Source organism: Phaeobacter sp. G2 (assembly GCA_025163595.1).
Lineage (GTDB): Bacteria > Pseudomonadota > Alphaproteobacteria > Rhodobacterales > Rhodobacteraceae > Pseudophaeobacter.
The window spans coordinates 3239975-3261435 of the sequence record CP104100.1 but is presented as its reverse complement, the minus strand read 5'-3'; the positions used below and the strand labels follow the sequence as shown (position 1 = coordinate 3261435).

The 21461-nt window shown below is 58.8% G+C and carries 16 protein-coding genes; 8 read left to right on the top strand and 8 right to left on the bottom strand.

Features of this window, described 5'->3' with window-relative positions; genetic code table 11:
* The first annotated feature begins 13 nt into the window (after window positions 1-13).
* Window positions 14-1144, top strand: a complete 1131-nt coding sequence (ispG, locus tag N1037_15530) for a flavodoxin-dependent (E)-4-hydroxy-3-methylbut-2-enyl-diphosphate synthase (GenBank protein ID UWS78671.1) — start codon at window positions 14-16, stop codon at window positions 1142-1144.
* 91 nt (window positions 1145-1235) lie between these two features.
* Here ispG and N1037_15525 read toward each other — a convergent pair whose 3' ends face one another.
* Window positions 1236-2006, bottom strand: coding sequence for a DsbA family protein (locus tag N1037_15525; GenBank protein ID UWS78670.1), 771 nt, complete (start codon window positions 2004-2006; stop codon window positions 1236-1238).
* Window positions 2003-3379 (bottom strand): M48 family metalloprotease, encoded by a 1377-nt coding sequence (locus N1037_15520; protein UWS78669.1) that lies wholly within the window; start codon window positions 3377-3379, stop codon window positions 2003-2005. Before N1037_15520 ends, N1037_15525 begins: the two co-directional genes overlap by 4 nt.
* Here N1037_15520 and N1037_15515 point away from each other — a divergent pair.
* The 3 genes from N1037_15515 (at window position 3378) to N1037_15505 (ending at window position 8585) form a co-directional block, all read left to right on the top strand.
* Window positions 3378-4523, top strand: a complete 1146-nt coding sequence (locus N1037_15515) for an aminotransferase class I/II-fold pyridoxal phosphate-dependent enzyme (protein UWS78668.1) — start codon at window positions 3378-3380, stop codon at window positions 4521-4523. The two genes, N1037_15520 and N1037_15515, sit on opposite strands and share 2 nt — an antisense overlap.
* Window positions 4524-4614: 91 nt before the next feature.
* Window positions 4615-5850 (top strand): N-acetylmuramoyl-L-alanine amidase, encoded by a 1236-nt coding sequence (locus tag N1037_15510; protein ID UWS78667.1) that lies wholly within the window; start codon window positions 4615-4617, stop codon window positions 5848-5850.
* A gap of 230 nt (window positions 5851-6080) precedes the next feature.
* A complete protein-coding gene (locus N1037_15505; protein UWS78666.1) occupies window positions 6081-8585 on the top strand; it encodes a PBP1A family penicillin-binding protein in 2505 nt (834 codons plus the stop codon).
* A gap of 65 nt (window positions 8586-8650) precedes the next feature.
* Here N1037_15505 and N1037_15500 read toward each other — a convergent pair whose 3' ends face one another.
* Entirely contained in the window at window positions 8651-10492 is a 1842-nt protein-coding gene (locus tag N1037_15500; GenBank protein UWS78665.1) for a Hint domain-containing protein, read from the bottom strand.
* Window positions 10493-10824: 332 nt separating this feature from the next.
* Here N1037_15500 and prfB point away from each other — a divergent pair, with 332 nt between their 5' ends.
* The 3 genes from prfB (at window position 10825) to N1037_15485 (ending at window position 14456) form a co-directional block, all read left to right on the top strand.
* Entirely contained in the window at window positions 10825-11949 is a 1125-nt protein-coding gene (gene prfB / locus N1037_15495) for a peptide chain release factor 2 (protein UWS78664.1), read from the top strand.
* A 295-nt stretch (window positions 11950-12244) separates the two neighbouring features.
* The gene (locus N1037_15490; protein UWS78663.1) at window positions 12245-13642 is read left to right on the top strand and encodes an amidase; all 1398 of its coding nucleotides are present in this window, start codon (window positions 12245-12247) and stop codon (window positions 13640-13642) included.
* A 49-nt stretch (window positions 13643-13691) separates the two neighbouring features.
* Window positions 13692-14456 carry a DUF2189 domain-containing protein gene (locus tag N1037_15485; protein ID UWS78662.1) on the top strand — a complete coding sequence of 255 codons (765 nt, stop codon included), beginning with the start codon at window positions 13692-13694 and terminating at the stop codon, window positions 14454-14456.
* 48 nt (window positions 14457-14504) lie between these two features.
* Here N1037_15485 and N1037_15480 read toward each other — a convergent pair whose 3' ends face one another.
* Window positions 14505-15335 carry a helix-turn-helix domain-containing protein gene (locus N1037_15480; GenBank protein UWS78661.1) on the bottom strand — a complete coding sequence of 277 codons (831 nt, stop codon included), beginning with the start codon at window positions 15333-15335 and terminating at the stop codon, window positions 14505-14507.
* A gap of 117 nt (window positions 15336-15452) precedes the next feature.
* On the opposite strand from N1037_15480, the gene N1037_15475 reads away from it, so the two are divergent.
* Window positions 15453-16046, top strand: a complete 594-nt coding sequence (locus tag N1037_15475) for a hypothetical protein (GenBank protein UWS78660.1) — start codon at window positions 15453-15455, stop codon at window positions 16044-16046.
* 202 nt (window positions 16047-16248) lie between these two features.
* Here the strand turns inward: N1037_15475 and ilvN are convergent, their stop codons facing one another.
* The 4 genes from ilvN to N1037_15455 all read right to left on the bottom strand — a co-directional run bounded on the left by ilvN (window position 16249) and on the right by N1037_15455 (window position 21223).
* A complete protein-coding gene (gene ilvN / locus N1037_15470; GenBank protein ID UWS78659.1) occupies window positions 16249-16809 on the bottom strand; it encodes an acetolactate synthase small subunit in 561 nt (186 codons plus the stop codon).
* Window positions 16810-16886: 77 nt separating this feature from the next.
* Complete coding sequence (locus tag N1037_15465; GenBank protein UWS78658.1) at window positions 16887-18638, bottom strand: acetolactate synthase 3 large subunit; 1752 nt, start codon at window positions 18636-18638, stop codon at window positions 16887-16889.
* 444 nt (window positions 18639-19082) lie between these two features.
* Window positions 19083-19727: a response regulator transcription factor gene (locus tag N1037_15460; protein ID UWS78657.1), complete on the bottom strand. Its 645-nt coding sequence runs from the start codon at window positions 19725-19727 to the stop codon at window positions 19083-19085.
* A 53-nt stretch (window positions 19728-19780) separates the two neighbouring features.
* Window positions 19781-21223, bottom strand: a complete 1443-nt coding sequence (locus N1037_15455; protein UWS78656.1) for a cache domain-containing protein — start codon at window positions 21221-21223, stop codon at window positions 19781-19783.
* Between the last annotated feature and the right edge of the window lie 238 nt (window positions 21224-21461).

Sequence of the window (21461 nt, the reverse complement as noted above, 5' to 3'; positions counted from 1 at the left end):
GGGATCAGCCTGCATGTCGATGAATCACATTCGCCCCTGGCGCAATATTGAGCGCCGCAAAAGCCGTCAGATCCATGTCGGTAAGGTCCCCATTGGCGGGGATGCTCCCATCGCGGTGCAGACCATGACCAATACGCTGACCACGGATATTGCGGCCACCATTGCCCAGGTTCAGGCCGCAGCCGAGGCTGGGGCGGATCTGGTACGGGTCTCGGTGCCGGATGAAGCCTCCTCCAAAGCCTTGAAAGAGATTGTCGCCGAAAGCCCGGTTCCCATTGTTGCGGATATCCATTTTCACTACAAACGTGGCATCGAGGCCGCCGAGGCGGGCGCGGCCTGCCTGCGGATCAATCCCGGCAATATTGGCGACGAAAAACGGGTGGCCGAGGTGATCAAGGCGGCGCGCGACCATGACTGTGCCATCCGTATTGGCGTCAACGCTGGCTCATTGGAAAAACACCTGCTGGAAAAATATGGTGAGCCCTGTCCCGCCGCCATGGTTGAAAGTGGTCTGGACCACATCAAGATCCTTGAGGATCATGATTTCCACAATTTCAAGATCTCCCTCAAGGCGTCCGATGTCTTTATGACCGCCACCGCCTATCAGCAATTGGCCGATGCCACCGACGCACCAATCCATATTGGGGTGACCGAGGCCGGCGGCTTTGTGTCCGGTACCATCAAATCAGCCATCGGGCTGGGCCAGTTGTTGTGGATGGGCATTGGCGACACCCTGCGCGTCAGCCTCTCGGCGGATCCGGTCGAAGAGGTGAAAGTGGGTTTTGAGATCCTCAAATCCCTTGGGCTGCGTCATCGCGGCGTCAATATTATCTCCTGCCCCTCCTGCGCACGGCAGGGGTTTGACGTGATCAAAACCGTCGAGGCGCTGGAACAGCGGCTTGCCCATATCCACACGCCGCTCAGCCTGTCGATCATCGGCTGCGTGGTCAACGGACCAGGTGAGGCATTGATGACCGATGTCGGCTTTACCGGCGGCGGTGCCGGCTCTGGTATGGTCTATCTGGCAGGCAAGGCCAGCCACAAGATGAGCAACGAAGCCATGGTGGATCACATCGTCGAAGAGGTGGAGAAAAAGGCTTCTGAGATCGCCGCCAAAGAGGCGCTGGAGGCCGCGGGGGACTGATCCCGCTCCCAGTTGGCCCAGGCGGGCCTGTCTCCACATGCAAAAGGGCGCCAGTTCAGGCGCCCTTGTTTGTTTTGTTTGTCTGGTTAGGTCAGCTGTTTTCTTCGCGCTGTTCATCCACAAGGATTTTCATCTGATCCGCAGGCAGATATCCCCGCAGCAGTTGGTTGCCGAGCACAAAGGTTGGCGTGCCGGAAATGGCCAGGTTCTGTGCCAGATCGCGGGTGCGGCGCAGCTCATCGGTGACGGCATCGGAATCCATCGCGGCCAAAATGGCATCCGCGTCGAGCGACAGCCCTTCGGCCAAGCGGCGCAGGGTGACTTCATTCAATTCGCTGCTTATTTCAATCAGCGCGTCATGGACCTGTTCATAGGCCTCATCCCCGGCCACCTGTTTTGTGGCAACCGCAAACCGGGAGGCAAAGACCGAGGCCTCTCCCAGAATGGGGAATTCTTTGACGATGAGCCGGATATTTCCGTCAGCCTGAAGGAGCTTGGCAACTTCTGGTGCTGCTTTGCGGCAGTAGCCACAGCGGTAGTCCATAAATTCAACCAGGGTAATATCGCCCTCAGGGTTGCCACCGACCCAGGAATAGCCATCGTTGTGCAGCTCTTCCAAATTGGCAGCGACCATGGCTACATCCCGGTTGGCCTCGTCTGCTGCCTGTTGCTGTTCCAGCAGATTGACAGCCTCCAGGATCACCTCAGGGTGTTCCATCAGATAGGCCCGCACTTCGGCCCCAAAGGCAGCGCGTTCCTCTGCGGTCATTGCACCCAGTTCAAAGGCCTGCGCCGGAAGGCTACCCAAAGCGAGCGCCGCAGCAGTTGCGACCCCAGTGGCCATGCGCGAAAGAGGTTTCATCGTCGTTTCCTTTTTTGACTTTGTTCATAGGCCAGCACAACATCCTGCGCGCGGCGCCAGGTGGCAGAGCCACGTGGCAGCAGCGCCACTGCACGTTTTGCGTGAAGGCCTGCATCTTCAAAACGCCCGGCAAGAGCGTAGCGTTCGGCAGTCACCAAAGCTGCCATACCGTTTTGTCCGGTCTTGGCATAGGCCTGTGACATATCCCGCAACAACAGTGCATTGCGAAAATCCAGACTGCGGGACCTCTCCATTGTTTTTAAGGCCGCAGTTGCCGCACCAGCCGCCAGTTGCGCCCGCCCATAGTTGGCCAGAACCAGGGGTTCAGAAGCGGCAAGTTGCACCGCACGGGCAAAGCTGTTTTTGGCCGCGTTCCAGCGGCGGTTTTCAAACAGAATTTGACCTTTGAGTTCATGGTAGAAGGCATCATTGGGGCGGATAGAGAGGGCCCCATTAATGCCGCGCAGTGCCTTTTGTAGGTCCCTGCGCCGATGGTAGGCAATGGCCTCACGCATCAGGCGAATATCCCTGTGCGGCTCTTCCTTGGCACGGCGCAGGCTCCATTTGGGGGCGCGTTTGAAGGCAGAGAGCTTGCCGCGTATGCGGGCAAACCAATACTCGTCCTGAGGGTCAGGGGCGCTCACGCGGCCATGGGAGGTCACAAAGGCCTCGGCGGCGCGGATCCGGTCCCGGCTTAAGGGGTGCGAGCGCATGTAGGGATCCTGGTGCGCGGCGCTGAGCACTTCCTGGCCGGCAAAAATCTTGTGCAGGTCCACCAGCCCCTGTGGATCAATGCCAGCCGCCTTGAGGTAGCGTGCGGCGGCCCGATCCGCTGAGGATTCTTCGGCGCGGGTATGGGACAGAAACCCCCGCAAGGCAGAGGTCTGCGTGCCTATGGCGATGCCGCCTGCGGCCTCACCGGCGCCTGCAGCAGCGGCCAGGGCGGCAAGGGCCAGACCCAGCCCGGCAGCGGTGCCGGCGGATTGCAGGTTTTGCATTCTTCGGGCGATGTGCCCATTGGTAATATGGGCCGCCTCATGGGCAATCACCGCCTGCAGCATTTCAGGGCTGGAGACCTTTAGGATCAGGCCGTAGTTGATAAAAATTGCACGGCTGTCCAAAACAAAGGCATTAAACTGGGAGTCATTCACCACCAGAATGCGCAGGCGTTTTGCGTTCAGACCAGCGGCGCGCAGCACAGGGGCGGCCAGCCTGGTCAGGCCCTGTTCGATATCCGCATCCCGCAATAGCGTGATCGTCGCCGCCTGGACACAGGTGGCGGTATAGACGAGCAGGCAAAACACCACGGCCGGGATTGACGCCAGCCGAGAGAAACGGTCAAAAGTCATGCGCGCACCATGGGAGATCATCATGCGAAACTCAAGCAGATCAAACGTCGATCCCTTCATTGTGATGGATGTGATGGAGGCAGCCCGCCAGGCTGAAGAGCAGGGGCGCCACATTATCCATATGGAGGTGGGGCAGCCCTCGACCGGGGCGCCGATGGCGGCGCGGCGGGCTCTGGCGGATGCGCTGGAGGACAATAGTTTGGGCTATACCGTGGCGCTGGGTTTGCCTGCCCTGCGACGCCGCATCGCACGGCTGTATGGCGAATGGTATAATGTTGATCTGAACCCGGACCGGGTGGTGGTTACGCCAGGGTCGTCCGGCGCTTTTCTACTGGGCTTTACCGCCCTGTTCGACAGCGGCGACCGGGTTGGCATTGGCGCGCCGGGCTATCCCTCCTATCGTCAGATCCTGTCGGCGCTGGGGCTGACCCCTGTTGATATCGAGACCGCGCCGGGAAACCGGCTGCAGCCGGTGGCCGCTGATCTTGAGGGGCTGAACCTGGACGGGCTGATGGTGGCGTCGCCGGGCAATCCCACGGGCACGATGCTTGATCGCGGGGCAATGGGCAGCCTCATCGACGCGGCGCGGGCGCAGGACGCGTCTTTTATTTCGGATGAGATCTACCACGGCCTGGAATATGAGGCCAAGGCGGTCACAGCGCTGGAGCTGACGGATGATTGCTATGTGATTAATTCCTTTTCCAAGTTCTTTTCCATGACCGGCTGGCGGGTTGGCTGGATGGTGGTGCCCGAAGATCAAGTGCGGGTGATCGAACGTCTGGCGCAGAATATGTTTATCTGCGCCCCACATGCCAGCCAGGTCGCAGCCCTTGCGGCGCTGGATTGCCAGGATGAGATGCGCGAAAACCTTGCGGTTTATGCCCGCAATCGCCAGCTGATGCTGGAGGGGCTGCCTGCAGCTGGCTTTGACAAGATCGCGCCACCGGATGGTGCCTTTTATGTCTATGCCGATGTGTCTGACTTGACCACAGACAGCCGCAGCTTTGCCGCTGAAATCCTTGAAAAGGCGGGTGTGGCTGTGACGCCGGGTCTGGATTTTGATCCGGTGCGCGGCGCCACCACGCTGCGGTTTTCCTATGCACGCGGCACGGCGGATATCAAAGAGGGCCTTTCCCGGCTCAAGGCCTTCATGGCGGCGCGTGGCTGAAAGATGCAAACGGTTAGGCTGGCAGTTTGATCTCTCCTCCGCGCGGCGGCTAGGATAGGACAAAGCCATAAACACAGGTCAGGGGCAGTACATGGGCAGATTGAACGCGGCGGTGACGGCCCTTTGGTTGGGCGGGCTATGCGTTATGGGGTCTTTGGCCTCAGCGCAGGAATTTAGCGGCCTGGCACGCGTCACCAGCGAGGTCTCGCAGATCAGCGATACTGGTGACGGCGCGCGCCTGCAGCTGGGGCTGAGCCAGGGAGTGCCGTATCGGCTGTTCACCCTGGATGAGCCCGCCCGGCTGGTGCTGGACTTTCAGGAGGTCGACTGGAACGGGCTCGACCCGGAAGCATTTTTGAGCGGCGAGGCTGTGGCTGCGGTGCAATTTGGCACCTATGTGCCCGGCTGGTCGCGGCTGGTGCTGGAACTCTCTGAACCGATGGTGGTTGCCGCGGCAGCGCTGGAGGTCGATCCGGTGACCGCGGCTGCGGTGCTCAAGCTGGACTTGCAGGCCAGCACAGCAGAAGATTTTGCCAAAGCGGCGGGCGCGCCGCAGGATGCCCGTTGGGATTTGCCCGCGCCACAGGTTTTGGACGTCGCGCCGCACCGGGATGAAAACGCGCCGCTGCTGGTGGTGCTGGATCCGGGGCATGGTGGTATTGATCCTGGGGCCAAGGCTGCGAACGGTGTCGTCGAAAAAGATCTGATGTTGCAGTTTGCGCTGGAGCTGGGCGAGGTTTTGGTGCGCTCGGGTCAGTTTGCGGTTCAGGTCACCCGGGATGGGGATTATTTTGTCTCGCTTGAGCGGCGCACTGCGCTGGCGCATCAGGCCGGAGCGGATTTGTTTATTTCCTTACATGCGGATTCGCTGACACAGGGGCACGCGCATGGCTCTACCGTCTACACCCTGTCGCAAGAGGCCACGGATGCGGCCTCGGCCAGCTTGGCAGAGCGCCATGATCGCGCCGATCTGCTGTCGGGCACCGATCTGAGCCACACGGATGATCTGGTTGCCGGGGTGATGCTGGATCTGGCGCGACAGGAAACCCAGCCCCGCAGCGAAGCCCTGGCACGGGCCTTGGTTACCGGGCTGAAGGAGCAGGGCGGGCCGCTTAATCGTAAGCCGTTGCGATCTGCCGGGTTTTCGGTGTTGAAATCCGCCGATATCCCATCAGTTCTGGTGGAGGTCGGATTTTTGTCCAGCCCCCGCGACCTGGCCAATCTGCAAGATCCTGATTGGCGCCGACAAACCGCAACTGCGATGCTGAAAGGTCTGATTGATTGGCGGATAGAGGATGACGCGCGTCGCGCTCTGGTACGCCAATAGGCCAAATGCGCTGTCGTCAGACCTGATGACAGCCCTGCGACAGACGTAGCGGGCTCTGCATGGATTTTTTTGTTTCCGGTGGTTGCAGGTTTTGAAGAGAAAAGGCAAAGACCCGAGGGGCATTGCAAAGCGTTTTTCCCCCTGTGACGGCATCTTTCCGCTGTTTCCGCTTTTGACCCCAGGCCGTCGCCCTCCTATATAGGCGGCACCCCGCGAGAAAGGCAGCATCCGTGCTCAGGTTTATTCTATCCTTCTTTGGTTCGATCTTCAGCACCGTAACCCTGGGCATTGCCATGGTTGCGCTGACACTGGGAGCGATTTTCTGGATCTACGGGCGCGATCTGCCCAGTCATGAATCCCTGTCGCAGTATCAGCCACCAACCATCAGCCGGATTTATTCTGGCGAGGGGCGGATGATCGATGAGTTTGCCAAGGAACGACGCCTGTTCACCCCTTCGGCGGAGATTCCGGATTTGGTGAAACAGGCGTTTATCTCGGCTGAGGACAAGAATTTCTACTCCCACAATGGCTATGATGCCCGTGGTATTGCCGCCGCCGCAGTTGAGGCGGTGCGCTCGCGCGGGGACAACGTGCGCGGGGCGTCGACGATCACCCAGCAGGTGATGAAAAACTTCCTGCTGTCCGGCGACCGTAAGGCGGCGCGCAAGGTCAAAGAGATCATCCTCGCCACCCGGCTGGAGGAGACGCTGAACAAGGACCAGATCCTTGAGCTCTATCTCAACGAGATTTTTCTCGGGCAGAACTCCTACGGGGTGACGGCAGCGGCGCAGAGCTATTTCAACAAGACCCTGGGTGAGCTGGCCCCCCATGAGGCGGCGACGCTGGCCTCGATGCCCAAGGCGCCGGGGAAATTCCATCCGGTGCGAGGTAAGGCGCGCCTGAAGGAACGGCGCGACTATGTGCTGCGGGAAATGTTTGAAAACGGCTACATCTCCGACGCCGTTTATAAAGTTGAAGTCCAGCAGCCGCTGCGCTCGGTGCAGAATGGGGATTTCCCCAGTTTCCGCACCACCCTGCCGCCCCGTGATTATTTTACTGATGAAATCCGCCGCCAGCTGTCTGAGAACTTTGGCGAAGGCGAGTTCTTTACGGGCGGCCTGTCGGTGCGCGCGACCATTGATGCCGAGATGCAAACCGAGGCGGCCGATGCGCTGCGCACGGGATTGCAAAAGTATGACCGTTCGCGTGGGGTCTGGATCGGCACTGGCGTTACCCTGGAAGAGGAAGTGCTGGCGGATGAGGCAAGCTGGCGCGAAGCCCTGTCAGAGGCCGAGGTCCCCCGCGATATTACGCTGGGCGGTAAATGGTATCCGGCTGTGGCACTAGAGGTCGGTGACAAGGCCCTTATTGTTGGCGTCGAGGAACAGACCGGCACCGGTGCAGTGCCGCGCGATGACATCAAATGGATGAAGGGCAGCTTTAAGGACAATATCACCCGTGGCGATGTGGTGCTGGTGCGCGCTGTTACGGCGGATGACGGCAGTATTAAGCATTGGTCGCTGCGTCAGGTGCCCGAGGTGCAGGGTGGCTTTGTGGCGATGGATGTGAACACCGGCCGGGTTCTAGCGATGCAGGGTGGGTTTTCCTATCAGGATTCCGTGTTCAACCGCGCAACACAGGCGCAACGCCAACCGGGCTCCAGCTTTAAACCTTTTGTTTATGCGGCGGCCCTGGACAGTGGCTATAGCCCGGCGACCATCGTTATTGATGCGCCCATCGAGATCAACACCCCACAGGGGCTGTGGCGTCCCAAGAACTCATCGAACAAATTCTATGGACCAACGCCCCTGCGCACCGGCATCGAGCGGAGCCGGAACCTAATGACCATTCGTCTGGCACAAGAGGTTGGGATGCCGGTTGTGGCGGGATATGCTGAACGCTTTGGGGTCTACGACAATATGGGCACCTTCCTGGCCAACTCCTTGGGTGCAGAAGAAACCACGCTGTACAAGATGGTGGCGGCCTATGCGATGTTCGCCAATGGCGGCGAGCGGGTGCAGCCCACCCTGGTGGACCGGGTGCAGGATCGCTACGGGCGCACGATCTATCGCCATGATGATCGTGACTGCGTCGATTGCGCAGCGCCTGACCTGCCAGCCGGGCAAGCGCCCCGTATCGCCACGGACCGCGAACAGGTGATGGATCCAATCACCGCCTATCAGCTTAGCTCGATGATGCGAGGCGTGGTGGAGCGCGGCACCGCCTCCAGTGTGATCAACCTGCCGGTTCCCACCGCAGGCAAGACCGGGACCACCAATGATTCCCGCGATGTGTGGTTTGTGGGCTTTACCTCCAATATTGTCGCGGGCTGCTACATGGGGTTTGACCAACCCCGTCCGATGGGGCGGGGCGCCTATGGCGGCACCATGTGTGGTCCGGTGTTCCAGCAGTTCATGAAGGTGGCCACCGAGAAATTTGGCGGTGGACCCTTCGAAGTGCCCGAGGGTGGTCATTTTATCAAGATCGACCGCTATACTGGTGCGCGCCTGCCCGACAGTGCTTCGGGCGCCTATGTGGTGGCCGAGTATTTCCGCGACGGGGCTGAGCCCATCTTTGGTTTGGCTTTTGACGGCGGTTTTGCCATGGGGTCTGATCTGCCGCTATTGGAAGAGGTGCAGCAATCTGGCCGTCAGGTGACCACCTCTAGCGGCGGCACCGCAGTTCTGGGACCAAAGGCCACCTTTGGCACTGTCACTTCAGGCGGCCAGTATTAGGCGCTATTAGGCGCTGAAGCTTTGCATTCTCGTTCCGTCGCAACCAAGGGGTGGCTCGGGAAAGTTCACCCCAGGGGCAAAGCAGGCGTTTCCGGCGATGTCGCGGGGGCGGTGGCCATTAAGGCCAGAGTTTCGCGCCGCGTTAGACAGTGCCGCGCTGTGGGGCCAAAGCCCTTGGGGTGGCCACGCAGCTCAGGCATACAATCAAACAGGCTAAACAGGGCCGGTGGGCCTAGGGCCTCAAGCGCCTGATCGCCGGGAAAGAAGCTCTCGGTGGGACAGTTCTCCGCATAGATAATCTCATGCTGATCCAGCAGCAGGTGAACATAGGTGACCATGCCACCCGGCTGGCGGCGAATGCTGTGATCGTTGACCAGGTGATGCGCCGCCGACAGAACCTCATTGGTGTCAAACAGCATCCGCGTCGTCGCCCCGGTGAGCAACATGCGGTGCTGTGGCGACACCAGAAGATCACGGCTGGTGCCAAGTGTCCCTGCCTGAATGCGGATCGGGGCCCAGTCCCCCATCGCCGGAACAGTTGTTTTGCCCACCCAGCGGACTGGCTGAAACCCATTGTCACGGGTAAGGACCAGATCTCCCTGGGCCAGCTCGTCAACCGGGATCGCCCCGGCAGCGGTGGAGATCCTGGTGCCGGCGGCAAAGCAGATGATTTTTTCAATATTGGAAAATGTCAGACTAGAACCATCCAGCAAGGTGGCGGTTCCGCTCATGGTGCCATCTTCTGTTGTGGTGACATCCAGCGTGCTGCGATCTATTAATCCACCAAGATCCAGCGTGTCCCAATCGGTGCCGCCTTCATTGCCATCAATGACAATACCTGCATCGCCGGTTTCACCCAGATCGACAAGGGTAAAGGTATCCTGATCATCGCCGCCAAAGACGGTATCGCCCTTTGCTACCGCAATCTGGTCCTTGCCCGCGCCACCTGACATGAGATCGCTGCCAGTGCCGCCGGACATTGTATCATGACCCGCGTTGCCATCCAGCGTGTCGTCGCCACTGCCGCCAAGAATGCTGTCAGCACCGTCGCCGCCAAGAATGCGGTCGTCGCCCGCGCCCCCAAGCAGGGTGTCGTCGCCTGCGTCTCCATGCAATGTATCGCGTCCGCCGGCCCCATCCATGTAGTCATCGCCGTCGCCGCCATAGAAATCGTTGGTGTAGGTGTCACCCGCGCTGGTGCCTTCGTTGTCAAAGCCGACAATCGTGTCGTTGCCATCCGTACCGATGACGCCGTCAATACCGGAATAGGTATCACCAGCCGCTTCGCCGCCACTGGCCGCACCCGTTGCCAGGTTCACGTCCACAGCCTCCGCAGAGTTGGAATAATCCGCATAGTCGAGCCCGGTGCCGCCACTCAGGTGGTCCGCGCCGCTGCCCCCCTCCAGGGTATCATCGCCATCCTGGCCATGAAGCGAGTCGTTTCCTGTGCCGCCGACTAGTGAATCATCGCCGCCCGCGCCAAAGACCGTGTCGTTCCCAGCGCCCGCCAGCACAGTGTCGCCATTTCCCGAAGCGCCACCGCCGATCCCGTCGTTCATGCTGTCGCCATCGGCATCCGTGTGGGTTGCCGAAATATAATCATCCGAATCCGTGCCGTCGACGGTGCCCTCGGAGGAGGTATATGAGGGAGGGTTGGTTGCAGAGGCAGAGCTAATGGTGCCAACCGGCCCGGCATCCGGGGTGAAATAGACGTTGCCATCATCGCCCAGGGCGTAGGTGCCGGGTTCGGTCTCGTTGGTGTAGGTGGTGCCACCGGAACTGCCGCTCCAGGTCCAGGTGCCGGAACCAAGTGCCTGATCCGTCGTAAAGGCGGTATAACCGCCGGAAATGGAATCTCCTGAGTTCAGGGCGCTATCGCCAAGCGAGACTAAATAACCAGAGGGCACGTTGGTATTCCTTTGTTGATTCAGAGAGCCGCCTTTACGGCTTCCTGAACTGTTAGTGGTGCGGCGTCATTCCGGGGCGGTGCTGTGATTGGTCCAGATCGGCGCAAAGATGTCCTGTGGGGAACCAGATCATCCATAGGTGTGAAAAATTTCCCTAGGGTTTCTCGGTGGTTTCTCGGGGGAAGTTTTTGTTTCAACTTTTAACGAGGCGTCAGCGACAGGGGGCGATCCGGAGCGGCTGCGGCAGTCGCGGCTTTGTCCGCAGCCCGGCTTGCTCGCAAGGGCTCTGTGGTCTATCACCCTTGCTTGATACGTAAGTTCAAGGACATCACATGCGCGCTGAGACCCAAAATACCGTGGCCGAGATCGAGAAATCTCTGGAGCTTCTGGCCCAGCGTCTGAATTGGGAAACAGCAGAGTACCGGCTGGAAGAATTCAACGCCCGTGTCGAGGACCCTAACCTGTGGGATGACGCTGAGGCGGCGCAAAAGCTGATGCGCGAGCGTCAAAATCTGGTTGATGCGATCGACACCTACAAGGGCATCAAGCAAGACTTGGCCGATAATATCGAACTTATTGAACTGGGCGAGATGGAGGAGGACCAAGAGGTCATCTCCGACGCCGAAGAGGCCCTGAAAACGCTGCAGGTTTCTGCTGCAGAAAAAGAGCTGGAAGCCTTGCTGGATGGGGAAGCCGACAGCAATGACACCTTCCTTGAGATCAACTCGGGCGCCGGTGGCACCGAGAGCTGTGACTGGGCCTCGATGCTGGCCCGGATGTATGTGCGCTGGGCTGAGAAAAAAGGCTACAAGGTCGAGCTGCAATCCGAAAGTGCGGGCGAAGAAGCCGGCATTAAATCCGCCGCTTACAAGATCACCGGGCATAATGCCTATGGCTGGCTGAAATCCGAAAGCGGTGTGCATCGCCTGGTGCGGATCTCACCTTTTGATTCTGCCGCCAAACGCCATACGTCTTTTTGTTCGGTTTGGGTCTACCCGGTGGTGGACGACAATATCGAGATTGAAGTGAACCCGGCGGATATTCGCATTGATACCTACCGGTCGTCCGGGGCGGGTGGTCAGCACGTAAACACCACCGACTCGGCGGTCCGGATCACCCACCACCCCACCGGTATTGTGGTGACCTCGTCAGAGAAGTCACAGCACCAAAACCGCGACATCGCGATGAAAGCACTGAAATCCCGGCTGTATCAGCAAGAACTGGACCGCCGTAACGCGGCCATCAACGAGGCCCATGAAAACAAGGGCGATGCAGGCTGGGGCAGCCAGATCCGGTCGTATGTGTTGCAGCCGTACCAAATGGTCAAAGATCTGCGTACCAGCCACGAGACCTCTGACACCAAAGGGGTGCTCGACGGAGATCTGGATGGGTTTATGGCAGCGACGCTGGCGATGAATGTCGCGGGCAAAAGCCGTTCGCAAGCGCAGGGCGACTAAGCTGTTTTGGGTGCCTTGTTTTGCAAACAAGGCGTCATTCAAAAGGGGCAAAGAACACAGGTCCGGGTGCAGGGAGAATCCCTGCACCCTTTTGTTACTTGTGTGCCTGTCTACCCGCCCGTCTACCTGCCTGTCTGATTTTTAGGATGTAGCCACTGATCTGGGTGAGTGGTGGTGGATTTTCCGCCAGATACAGTCGTTTTTCCAGGCGAATGAAAAGGTTAGCCTTGGGTGCAGCTTTTCAGACGTAAATTCCAGCGCTAGGCTGATCCATAAGTATAGCAGGAGCATTTTCATGTATGACCCCTTTGGATCGGCGTTGGAGCTGGTGACACAGCTGCGCAGTGGTGCGCTTAGCGCGGTGCAGGTGATGCAGGAAACCCTGGACCGGATTGATGCAGTCAATCCGCAGCTGAATGCCATTGTCGCCCTGCGTGACCGGGATGTGCTGATGGCCGAAGCCGCTGCCGCTGATCAGGCCAAATCCCGCGGCGTGCTGCATGGTTTGCCAATGGCAATCAAGGACCTGGCCAATGTCAAAGGCATAGCCTCTACCCAAGGCTCGCCCATGTTCAGGGATTTTGTGCCGCAACAGGATGAGCTTTTTGTGGCGCGTCTGCGCGCCGCCGGGGCCATTTTTATTGGCAAAACCAATACGCCAGAGTTTGGCCTGGGCTCTCATACGTTCAACCCTGTTTATGGCGCCACCCGCAATCCGTTCGACACAGGCCGTAGCTGTGGCGGATCCTCTGGCGGGGCTGCGGTGGCGCTGTCTGCCGGGCTGGTCGCATTGGCCGATGGCTCTGACATGATGGGATCCCTGCGCAACCCGGCGGGCTGGAACAATGTCTACGGCTTTCGCCCGACCTGGGGCATGATTCCGTCAGAACCAACCGGGGACCTGTTCCTGCATCAGCTGGCAACCGCAGGCCCGATGGCACGCAGCCCTGAAGACCTTGCCCTGTTGCTGGACGTGATGTCCGGGCCTGATCCGCGCCAACCGCTGTCGCGAAGCCGCGAGACAATGCTGCCGCTTCCAGAGCCCGCGCCGATGCGTATCGGCTGGCTGGGCGATTGGGGCGGGGCCTTCCCGATGGAGCCTGGTGTGCTTGAAACCAGCGAAAAGGCCCTGGCGCATCTGCGCAACCTCGGTCACCGGGTCGAAACTGTGCCTGCACCATTTTCCGCAGAGCAGATCTGGGAGTCCTGGATTACCCTGCGGTCTTTTGCGGTGGCTGCCGGCCTGCGTGCCCTTGAGGGGCACCGGGCAAGCCTGAAAGAGACGGCGATCTGGGAGTTGGACCGGGGCCTGTCATTTAGCGCCCAGCAGATACAGCAGGCCTCGGATCTGCGCTCTGATTGGCAGCGCCGGGCCACGGAGTTGTTTCAAAGCTATGATGCGCTGGTTTTGCCATCGGCGCAGGTCTGGCCCTTTGCGCTGGATCTGGACTATCCGCGTGACATCAATGGCGTCGCGATGGACAGCTATCACCGTTGGATGCAGGTTGTGACACCGGTCAGCCTGCTGGGGCTGCCCTGTCTGGCGGTTCCTGCCGGTTTTGGCCAAACCGGGCTGCCTATGGGGGTGCAGATCTTTGCGGCGCAGGGACAGGATCAAAACCTGCTGGCGCTGGGGCAGGGCTATCATCAAGCCAGCCTGCTGCCACAGAACGCCCCGCCGCCCCTGGGGTGATCCTAGGGGAAAACAGAACACGAGACATTTTTCTGGGGAGGAGAATTGAGTGAGTGAGAAAGCTTTTGGAGTGCCGGACCTGCAGCCAATGCGGGCCGAGATTTTGGCGCAGGCGCTAAAATGTGGCTGGCAGGATTTTTGCAAAAAACCCGGATACGGGCTGTTTTTCTCCGGGGTCTATGTGCTGGCTGGCTGGGCGATGATCTGGATAACCCTGCAAACGGGAACCACATTCTGGCTGGTGCTTGCCGCCATTGGCTTTCCATTGATCGGCCCCTTTGCCGCGGTTGGGCTCTATGAGGTTTCGCATCGTCTGGAACAGGGGGAGCCAATGGATGCCGGGGGTATTCTGGGCGTAATTCTGCTTCAAAGCCGACGCCAGCTGCCCTCGATCTGCGCCATTATTATTGTGGTGTTTCTGTTCTGGTTCTTTTTGGGCCATATGATCTTTGCGCTGTTTCTGGGGCTTTCGACGATGACCAATATTTCCAGCTCGCTGGAGGTGTTTTTGTCGCTGAACGGGGCGCTGATGCTGGGCGTCGGCAGCCTGGTTGGGGCGCTTTTTGCGTTGCTGCTCTATATGATTACGGTGATTTCGCTGCCGCTGCTTCTGGACCGCGAAGTTGATTTTGTCACCGCGATGATCGCCAGTTTTACCTACGTGCAGAGAAACTTCCTGTTGATGATGTTCTGGGCGGGGGCGATTTCGGTTTTGACCTTCGCGGCGCTCTTGCCCGGGTTTGCCGGGCTGTTCCTGGTGCTGCCTCTGCTGGGGCATGCCACCTGGCATATCTACCGCCAGATTGCCCGTTGACCAAGCTGCGCCCGGCAACGGCAAAGGGGAGCGCCTGGGGCTATGGCCTTAGCTGAAGGGGTCATCCGGGCGCAGCAGGTGGCGGTGGTAGGGCAGCAGATCTTCGGCGGTGGAAAATCCGGCTGTGCGTGCCACCTTGAGCGCGCTGCCTATGTCCCTCCCCAGATGTTCGTAGACCATACGTGTAACCCGCTCACCGCTGCCGTCGCGCACGGTGCGCGCCACATAGCCAAGCCAGAAGTTGTTTTCCAAAGACCCAACCCGCGCCAGGTAGTTGAACGAATAGGTCATAGCGTGGCGTCGTGAGATGACAAAGGCAACGCCGTCCTCATGGGAGGTCAGAATACCTCGAAACTCGCGCCGCTTGGGGGCGTCGGACAGGCCCTGGTAGCGCATCGCTTCGCGCGCCTCGTAGCCTTTGATAAAGGTTGCAGCCTTGCCAGAGCGGAACACATGGACCAGCCCGATAACAAACTTGTCGCTGTTGACAAAACTGCGTCGGGTGAACCGATAGAACCCTGTCGGGAACATTGCCTCGTTGACCTGGCGGATACCGTGGCCAAGAAAATCGGCGAGAAACGGGCCGTTAAGGATGTTCCCCTGATGCCCGATTGTCTCAACCGGTTCCAACAAAATGCGGGCGTCCACTTCGAAAAAATTACATATCCGGTCAAGAATGTCCGGCCGTGGAAAGCTCTCGCCGGACATGTAGCGGTTGAACTGGGTTCTGTTGATCCCAAGCCGCCGCGCCAGTTCCGAAACCGAAGGATAGTGCTGCGCGAGGTGACGCAGATTGGTGCCAAACATATTGCGCAGTTGTGCCGGCGACCGTGTCGAAGCAGTGTCTGTTTGACCTATGAGGTCCAGTGTGTCTGACATGGCAGCCTGTGTATCCTGTTTTCTGGGCGGAATAGTCACGAATTTCGAGGGTATGGACGCTAATCCGTGTCATGCCGTCTCTAAGTTGTGTCAGAGTCTTAGGGGTGCAGACACAAAATGCAATGGGTCGATGCATTTTTGACGATGTTGAAACAGAGCCTTTTGAACCAAACTCGATCTGTCCAGAATGCGAGGACTGTTATGATTGGAATTGTTCTTTGGAGTGACGCGACAGCTGGAAAAGCAATTATTTGGTGCGAAGATCAGGGGGATTTGGCATTCTACACCCATGTGGGTACCTTTGATAATTTTGCAATCCGTTCTGGTGACTGGGTGTCGTTCGAGTTGACGTTGGAAAATGATCTACGTGTGGCGTTGGATATTCAGGTTCTTCAGGAACCTGGCTGTCCTAGTCTGGCAGAGGATCTTGCTGTTGCCAGCAAAAAGGCATGTGCGGGCTCATCGCTTAAGCTGGTGGCGCAGGAGGGGGCGTCATGCGACATACCTGTCACAGCCACCGCTGCAACATGCGTCGCGGTCGCGGAAAGGCCAGTGTCCCCCGTTCGGTTGGAGCGGACAAGCGCGGCTGGGGTGAGACGGGAAGAGGCGGAGCAATCCCACAGCCGCGTTTCGCCTTTGACCGATGACGATGAGGCGCAGAACATCATTGCCTTTCCATTGGATGCAGCTGGTCGGTTGCGTCGCGCCTGAGCTTTGTCTGAGGTGACGGCAACCGGGCCTTGGCCTTAGGTGTGGCCTCAGTTCTGGTGCCTGGCTTCTGATGGTGTTGGATCTCCTTCGGCAAGGAGGGACGGCCTGGAGAGAATCGCCAAGGAGAGACAGTAAGTCTAAAACACAAAAAGGCCGGTCATTGGACCGGCCTTTTTTACATCTCGTTTTCTTGTTCGTGCTGTCAGGCGCCGCGCAGCAGCGCTGCAACGCCGGTTCGCGCAACTTCTGTCAGACCCAAAGGCCGCATCAGATCGGCAAAGGCGTCAATCTTCTCCGGTGCTCCGGTGATTTCGAAGATGAAGCTGTTCAAGGTGCTGTCGACCACATTGGCCCGGAAAATATCGGCCAGGCGCAGGGCTTCGACCCGCTTGTCACCCTCTCCGGCCACTTTGAAAATGGCCAGCTCGCGCTCGACCGATGCGCCCTCAACGGTGAGGTCATGGACCTCATAGACCGATACGATACGGCCAAGCTGAGCCTTGATCTGCTCGATCACCTGAGGGGTGCCGGTGGTCACCACAGTGATGCGGGACAGATGCCCGGTGTGATCCACTTCGGCGACGGTGAGGCTTTCGATGTTATAGCCACGACCGGCAAACAGGCCGATGACACGGGCCAGAACGCCGGGTTCGTTTTCGACCAGAACCGCCAGAGTGTGTTTTTCCTGAACATCCGAAAATGTGGGGCGTAGGTTATAGGCAGAATGGCGGGTGGAGCCTTTTTTGATATGTAGGGCAGACATTTATGTCCCTTTCTGAATTCGGGCCAAAGTACGGGGCAGGGCGCAACCGCCCTGCAAATTCTGTAGCTGGGCTAAAGTTAGACCAAAACCGCGCCACCGGACTGGATCACGCCCTGGGTGTCGGCTTCGCCCATCAGCATCTCATTATGGGCCTTGCCTGATGGGATCATCGGGAAGCAGTTCTCGTGCTTTTCCACCAGACAGTCAAAGATCACTGGCCCGTCGTGGTTGATCATTTCCATGATGGCGTCGTCCAGATCAGCGGGGTCAGAGCACAAGATGCCCTTGGCGCCAAAGGCCTCGGCCAGTTTTACAAAATCAGGCAGCGATTCAGACCAGGAATGGCTGTACCGTTCGCCGTGCAGCAGCTCCTGCCACTGGCGCACCATGCCCAGACGTTCGTTGTTGAGGATGAACTGTTTCACCGGCAGGCGATACTGGGCAGCGGTGCCCATCTCCTGCATGTTCATCAACCACGAGGCTTCACCGGCGACGTTGATCACCAACGCGTCCGGGTGCGCCATCTGCACCCCGATCGAAGCGGGGAAGCCATAGCCCATGGTGCCAAGCCCGCCGGAGGTCATCCAGCGGTTTGGGTCTTCAAAGTTGAGGTATTGCGCCGCCCACATCTGATGCTGGCCAACCTCGGTGGTGATATAGCGATCATGGTCCTTGGTCAGGGCTTCGAGCCGTTCCAGGGCATACTGTGGCTTGATGGTCTTTTGCGACCCGGTATAGGCCAAGCAATTGACCCCACGCCATTCGCTGATCTGTTTTTGCCATTTGGCAATGGCTTCGCGGTTCACCTTGCGGCCACGCGCCTTCCAAACCTTGAGCAGATCCTCCAGAACATGGCCCACGTCACCGACAATTGGGATGTCGATGCGGATCACCTTGTTGATCGAAGAGGGGTCGATATCGATGTGGGCCTTTTTGGAATTTGGGCTGAAGGCATCGATACGGCCAGTGATCCGGTCGTCAAAACGGGCGCCGATATTGATCATCAGATCGCAGTCATGCATCGCCAGGTTGGCCTCATAAAGCCCATGCATGCCCAGCATGCCCAACCAGTTCTCGCCTGAGGCCGGATAGGCCCCCAATCCCATCAGGGTCGAGGTGATTGGAATGCCGGTGCTATCCACCAGTTCGCGCAGCAGTTGGCAGGCGGCAGGGCCGGAGTTGATCACGCCACCGCCGGTATAGAAAACGGGGCGTTCAGCGGCCTCAATCGCGGCGACCAGTTCGGTGATTTCTTCCATATCGCCTTTGACGATGGGCTGATAGCGCGAAGCGCTTGGTTTGGCTGGCTCATAGGTGCCGGTGGCAAACTGCACATCTTTGGGGATGTCGATCAGAACGGGGCCGGGGCGACCCGAGGTGGCGACATGAAAGCCTTCGTGCAGGGTTGCGGCCAGCTTGTCGGTGTCTTTCACCAGCCAGTTGTGCTTGGTGCAGGGGCGGGTGATGCCAACAGTGTCGGCCTCCTGAAAGGCATCCGAGCCGATCATAAAGGTGGGAACCTGGCCGGTGAGAACCACCAGCGGAATGGAATCCAGCAACGCATCGGTCAGGCCGGTCACCGCATTGGTAGCGCCGGGGCCAGAGGTCACCAGCACAACGCCGGGCTTGCCGGTGGAGCGGGCATAGCCTTCGGCGGCATGGACCGCGCCCTGCTCGTGACGCACCAGGATGTGGCGAATGTCATTTTGCAGGAAAATTTCGTCGTAGATCGGAAGTACGGCGCCACCTGGGTATCCGAAAACTGTGTCGACGCCCTGTTCCTTCAGGGCTTCGACTATCATCTTTGCGCCGGTCATTTCACGTGTCATCTGCTTTTTGCTCCAATTGGCGGCATCGTCCATTACGCATAAAAAAAGCCTCCGCTAATTCTAGGGGAGGCGCATGGGTTTGATTGTGGTCTACCGTTACCGGCCCATGCGCTTGGTTCCTACAATTACGACTAGGCTGGTCATTGCCAGGCTCTCCTTTACTGCGTTGCAGCGGACATTATGATTGCTTTGGCGGGGCGTCAACAGGCAAAAGGATCGAAAGCCCTCTCATTTCGGACATTTTCTTGCGCAAGGGGTCGGTTTTTGGGAATTATCGGAATGTTTGGGTGCGAATTGTGATCTTTCGTTCCCTTCTTTCCATTCCCCAGCGCTGTTTTGCCCGCCGAAAGTGGCCGAACCGGGGTCTTTGCGCCTAAGGTGCCTCAGCTGTGACGGCAAGGAAATGGCGCTCTGGAGCGGGGCAAAACCGGCGCGCGCGCGGCCTCAGAATTCGTGGCCGGTGCCCTGCAGGACGCCATGTTCCAGCGCATAGCGGGTCAGGCCTGCGGTTGAGGAAATGCCCAGCTTGCGCTTGATGTTTTTGCGGTGGGTCTCAACCGTGCGCACCGAGATATCCAGTGCCAGGGCGACTTCCTTGTTTGATTTACCCTGGGCCAGTTCCAACAGGATGGTCTGCTCGCGCCCGGTGAGCGCTTCGCGCGTCTCGCCATCCTTGGGTTCGAGCGAGCCCTGGGCGCCTGTGCAGAGATACCGTTCACCGCTCATTACTGTATCAATGGCCTGCTTGATCTCTTCGGTGGGCACATCTTTTAGGATATACCCCAGCGCGCCATGGCTCAGCGCAGTGGAGATATATTCAGGGCTGTCATGCATCGTCAGGATGACAATTCGGGTTTCTGGTTGGCGCTCCAAAATCATCTCGGTGGCGCTTAAACCGCCAAGCCGGGGCATGTTCAGGTCCATCAGAATAACGTCCGGTGCAAGAGCCGGGGCTTGTTCCACCGCCTCAGCTCCATCCTTGAGGCAGGCGAGCACCTCAATGTCGTCATAGCTCTCTAGGATCGATTGGATGCCTTCGGCGACCATCGGGTGATCATCGACGATTAAAACGCGAACTGTGGTGCTCATCTCTTTCCCTTTGGTCGAAAGCGGCGCATCGGTCTTGTACTGAAGCAGAGGCGTCAGCCTTCAACCGACTTGCTCCCCAGATCCGCGCCAAGGGATTCCCCCGGGGCCAGAAGGTGGCTAAGGGGGAGGGTGGCTTCGATCATGGTGCCGCTTTGGGTGCCACGTGATGACAGAATGCGTAAGGTGCCGTCAAGCTGCTCTATCCGTTCCTGGATGTTGCGCAGGCCAATCCCTGGGCCGGTGCGGTCCTGATCGAGCGGCAATCCGCGACCGTTATCGGTGATACGCATGGTAACGCCCTTGGCGTGGCCGCGCAGATCCATGGTCATTTCACTAGCATCAGAATGGCGCTCGATATTCATTAGGGCCTCTTGGGCAATCCGGTAGAGCGCGATCTTGGCCTCCGGGTCGAGCCGGTTGCGAAAGACCACAGTGCTGAATTCTGAGTGGATGCCGGTGCGGGTAGAAAAATCATCGGTCAAGGCCTTGAGTGCGGGGCCCAACCCCAGGTCATCCAGCACGCGGGGGCGCAGGTCACGGCTGATGCGACGGACCTCGGTAATTGCGTTGGCCAGATCGTCGATGCCTTTGTCCAGGGGGGGCAATCCGCGATCCAGTTCGCCGCGCTTGAGACGGCGACTGGCATTGTCCAGCGCGTAGCGTACCCCGACCAGGATTTGACTGATGCCGTCGTGCAATTCCCGCGCCACCCGCCCGCGCTCTTCTTCCTGGGCGTCAAAGACACGTTGGGTCAGCTCCTTGAGCTTGGCATCGGCCAGGCGACGTTCGCGGATGTTGAGAACCATACCTGAGGCAAAAACCACGATCAGGGCGGCCAAGGTGATGACGCCAATATACAAAAAGGTACGCTGTACCCGGGCTTCAACCTCGGCACGGGCAACCGCGACCGAAGCCAGCACATCGTCGATAAACACGCCAGTGCCCACAGCCCATTGCCAATCCTGCAGGCCAACAACATAGGCAACCATCCGGGCTTCTTCCCCGGTAGAGGGCTTTTGCCACATAAAGCTGTGCCACCCGGCACCTTGCCGTGCCAGCCGGATGAATTCATCCACTACGGGGGTGCCCTGGCTGTCTTTGAGGCCCGACCAGTTTCGTGTGATGAACTCTGTCTGCCGCGGACTGACGAGATTGGTGCCGTCATAGTCATAGACAAAAAAGAACCCATCCGTGCCATAGATCATCGAAGACAGAATCTGGGCGACCTGTTCCTTGGCCTCGTTGTCATCAGGTGAGGCACGACCGTAGATAAAGGAAAACCCATTGCGCGCCTGAGTCACATAGTTGCGCAGTTCGGCCTTCTTGGCAGCCAGCAATTGCTGTTGCAGCGCCTGGATCTCGCGCTCAGCTGAGCTCCTTGATTCAAACGCGACCAGCAGGGCAATTGCCGCCACCGCAACAACAAGCGGCAGTGTCGCCAGAATCGATAGCTTCTGTGCGTAGTTCGGTCGAAAAGGTGGGCGGAATAAGGCCATGTGCCGAATCGTTACGCAATCCCGCAACCGAATCAAAGGGCTGGAAGCGCATTTTCCGGACGTGACGGCCGAGATTCGCTGCGGTTCCACAAAAATCCTGTCTTTGAGCGCAGGATTTTGGGGTTTTTCGGCGTACCTACGCAGTACTAGGTATTCACAAGGGGCGCAGCACCGCTACGTTGACGCCACTCGAAAAGATCCGTCCGGCCCAAGCTGGACATAGGGACTACTTATGGGA

Bases quoted from the DNA above. Each gene is read 5' to 3' on its own strand.
- N1037_15490 (UWS78663.1), top strand. From the start codon at position 12,245: ATGTATGACCCCTTTGGATCGGCGTTGGAGCTGGTGACACAGCTGCGC.
- N1037_15455 (UWS78656.1), bottom strand. From the start codon at position 21,223: ATGGCCTTATTCCGCCCACCTTTTCGACCGAACTACGCACAGAAGCTA.
- N1037_15480 (UWS78661.1), bottom strand. From the start codon at position 15,335: ATGTCAGACACACTGGACCTCATAGGTCAAACAGACACTGCTTCGACA.
- N1037_15515 (UWS78668.1), top strand. From the start codon at position 3,378: ATGCGAAACTCAAGCAGATCAAACGTCGATCCCTTCATTGTGATGGAT.
- ilvN (UWS78659.1), bottom strand. From the start codon at position 16,809: ATGTCTGCCCTACATATCAAAAAAGGCTCCACCCGCCATTCTGCCTAT.
- N1037_15510 (UWS78667.1), top strand. From the start codon at position 4,615: ATGGGCAGATTGAACGCGGCGGTGACGGCCCTTTGGTTGGGCGGGCTA.
- N1037_15475 (UWS78660.1), top strand. From the start codon at position 15,453: ATGCAATGGGTCGATGCATTTTTGACGATGTTGAAACAGAGCCTTTTG.
- N1037_15465 (UWS78658.1), bottom strand. From the start codon at position 18,638: ATGACACGTGAAATGACCGGCGCAAAGATGATAGTCGAAGCCCTGAAG.
- prfB (UWS78664.1), top strand. From the start codon at position 10,825: ATGCGCGCTGAGACCCAAAATACCGTGGCCGAGATCGAGAAATCTCTG.
- N1037_15460 (UWS78657.1), bottom strand. From the start codon at position 19,727: ATGAGCACCACAGTTCGCGTTTTAATCGTCGATGATCACCCGATGGTC.
- N1037_15520 (UWS78669.1), bottom strand. From the start codon at position 3,379: ATGATGATCTCCCATGGTGCGCGCATGACTTTTGACCGTTTCTCTCGG.
- ispG (UWS78671.1), top strand. From the start codon at position 14: ATGTCGATGAATCACATTCGCCCCTGGCGCAATATTGAGCGCCGCAAA.
- N1037_15525 (UWS78670.1), bottom strand. From the start codon at position 2,006: ATGAAACCTCTTTCGCGCATGGCCACTGGGGTCGCAACTGCTGCGGCG.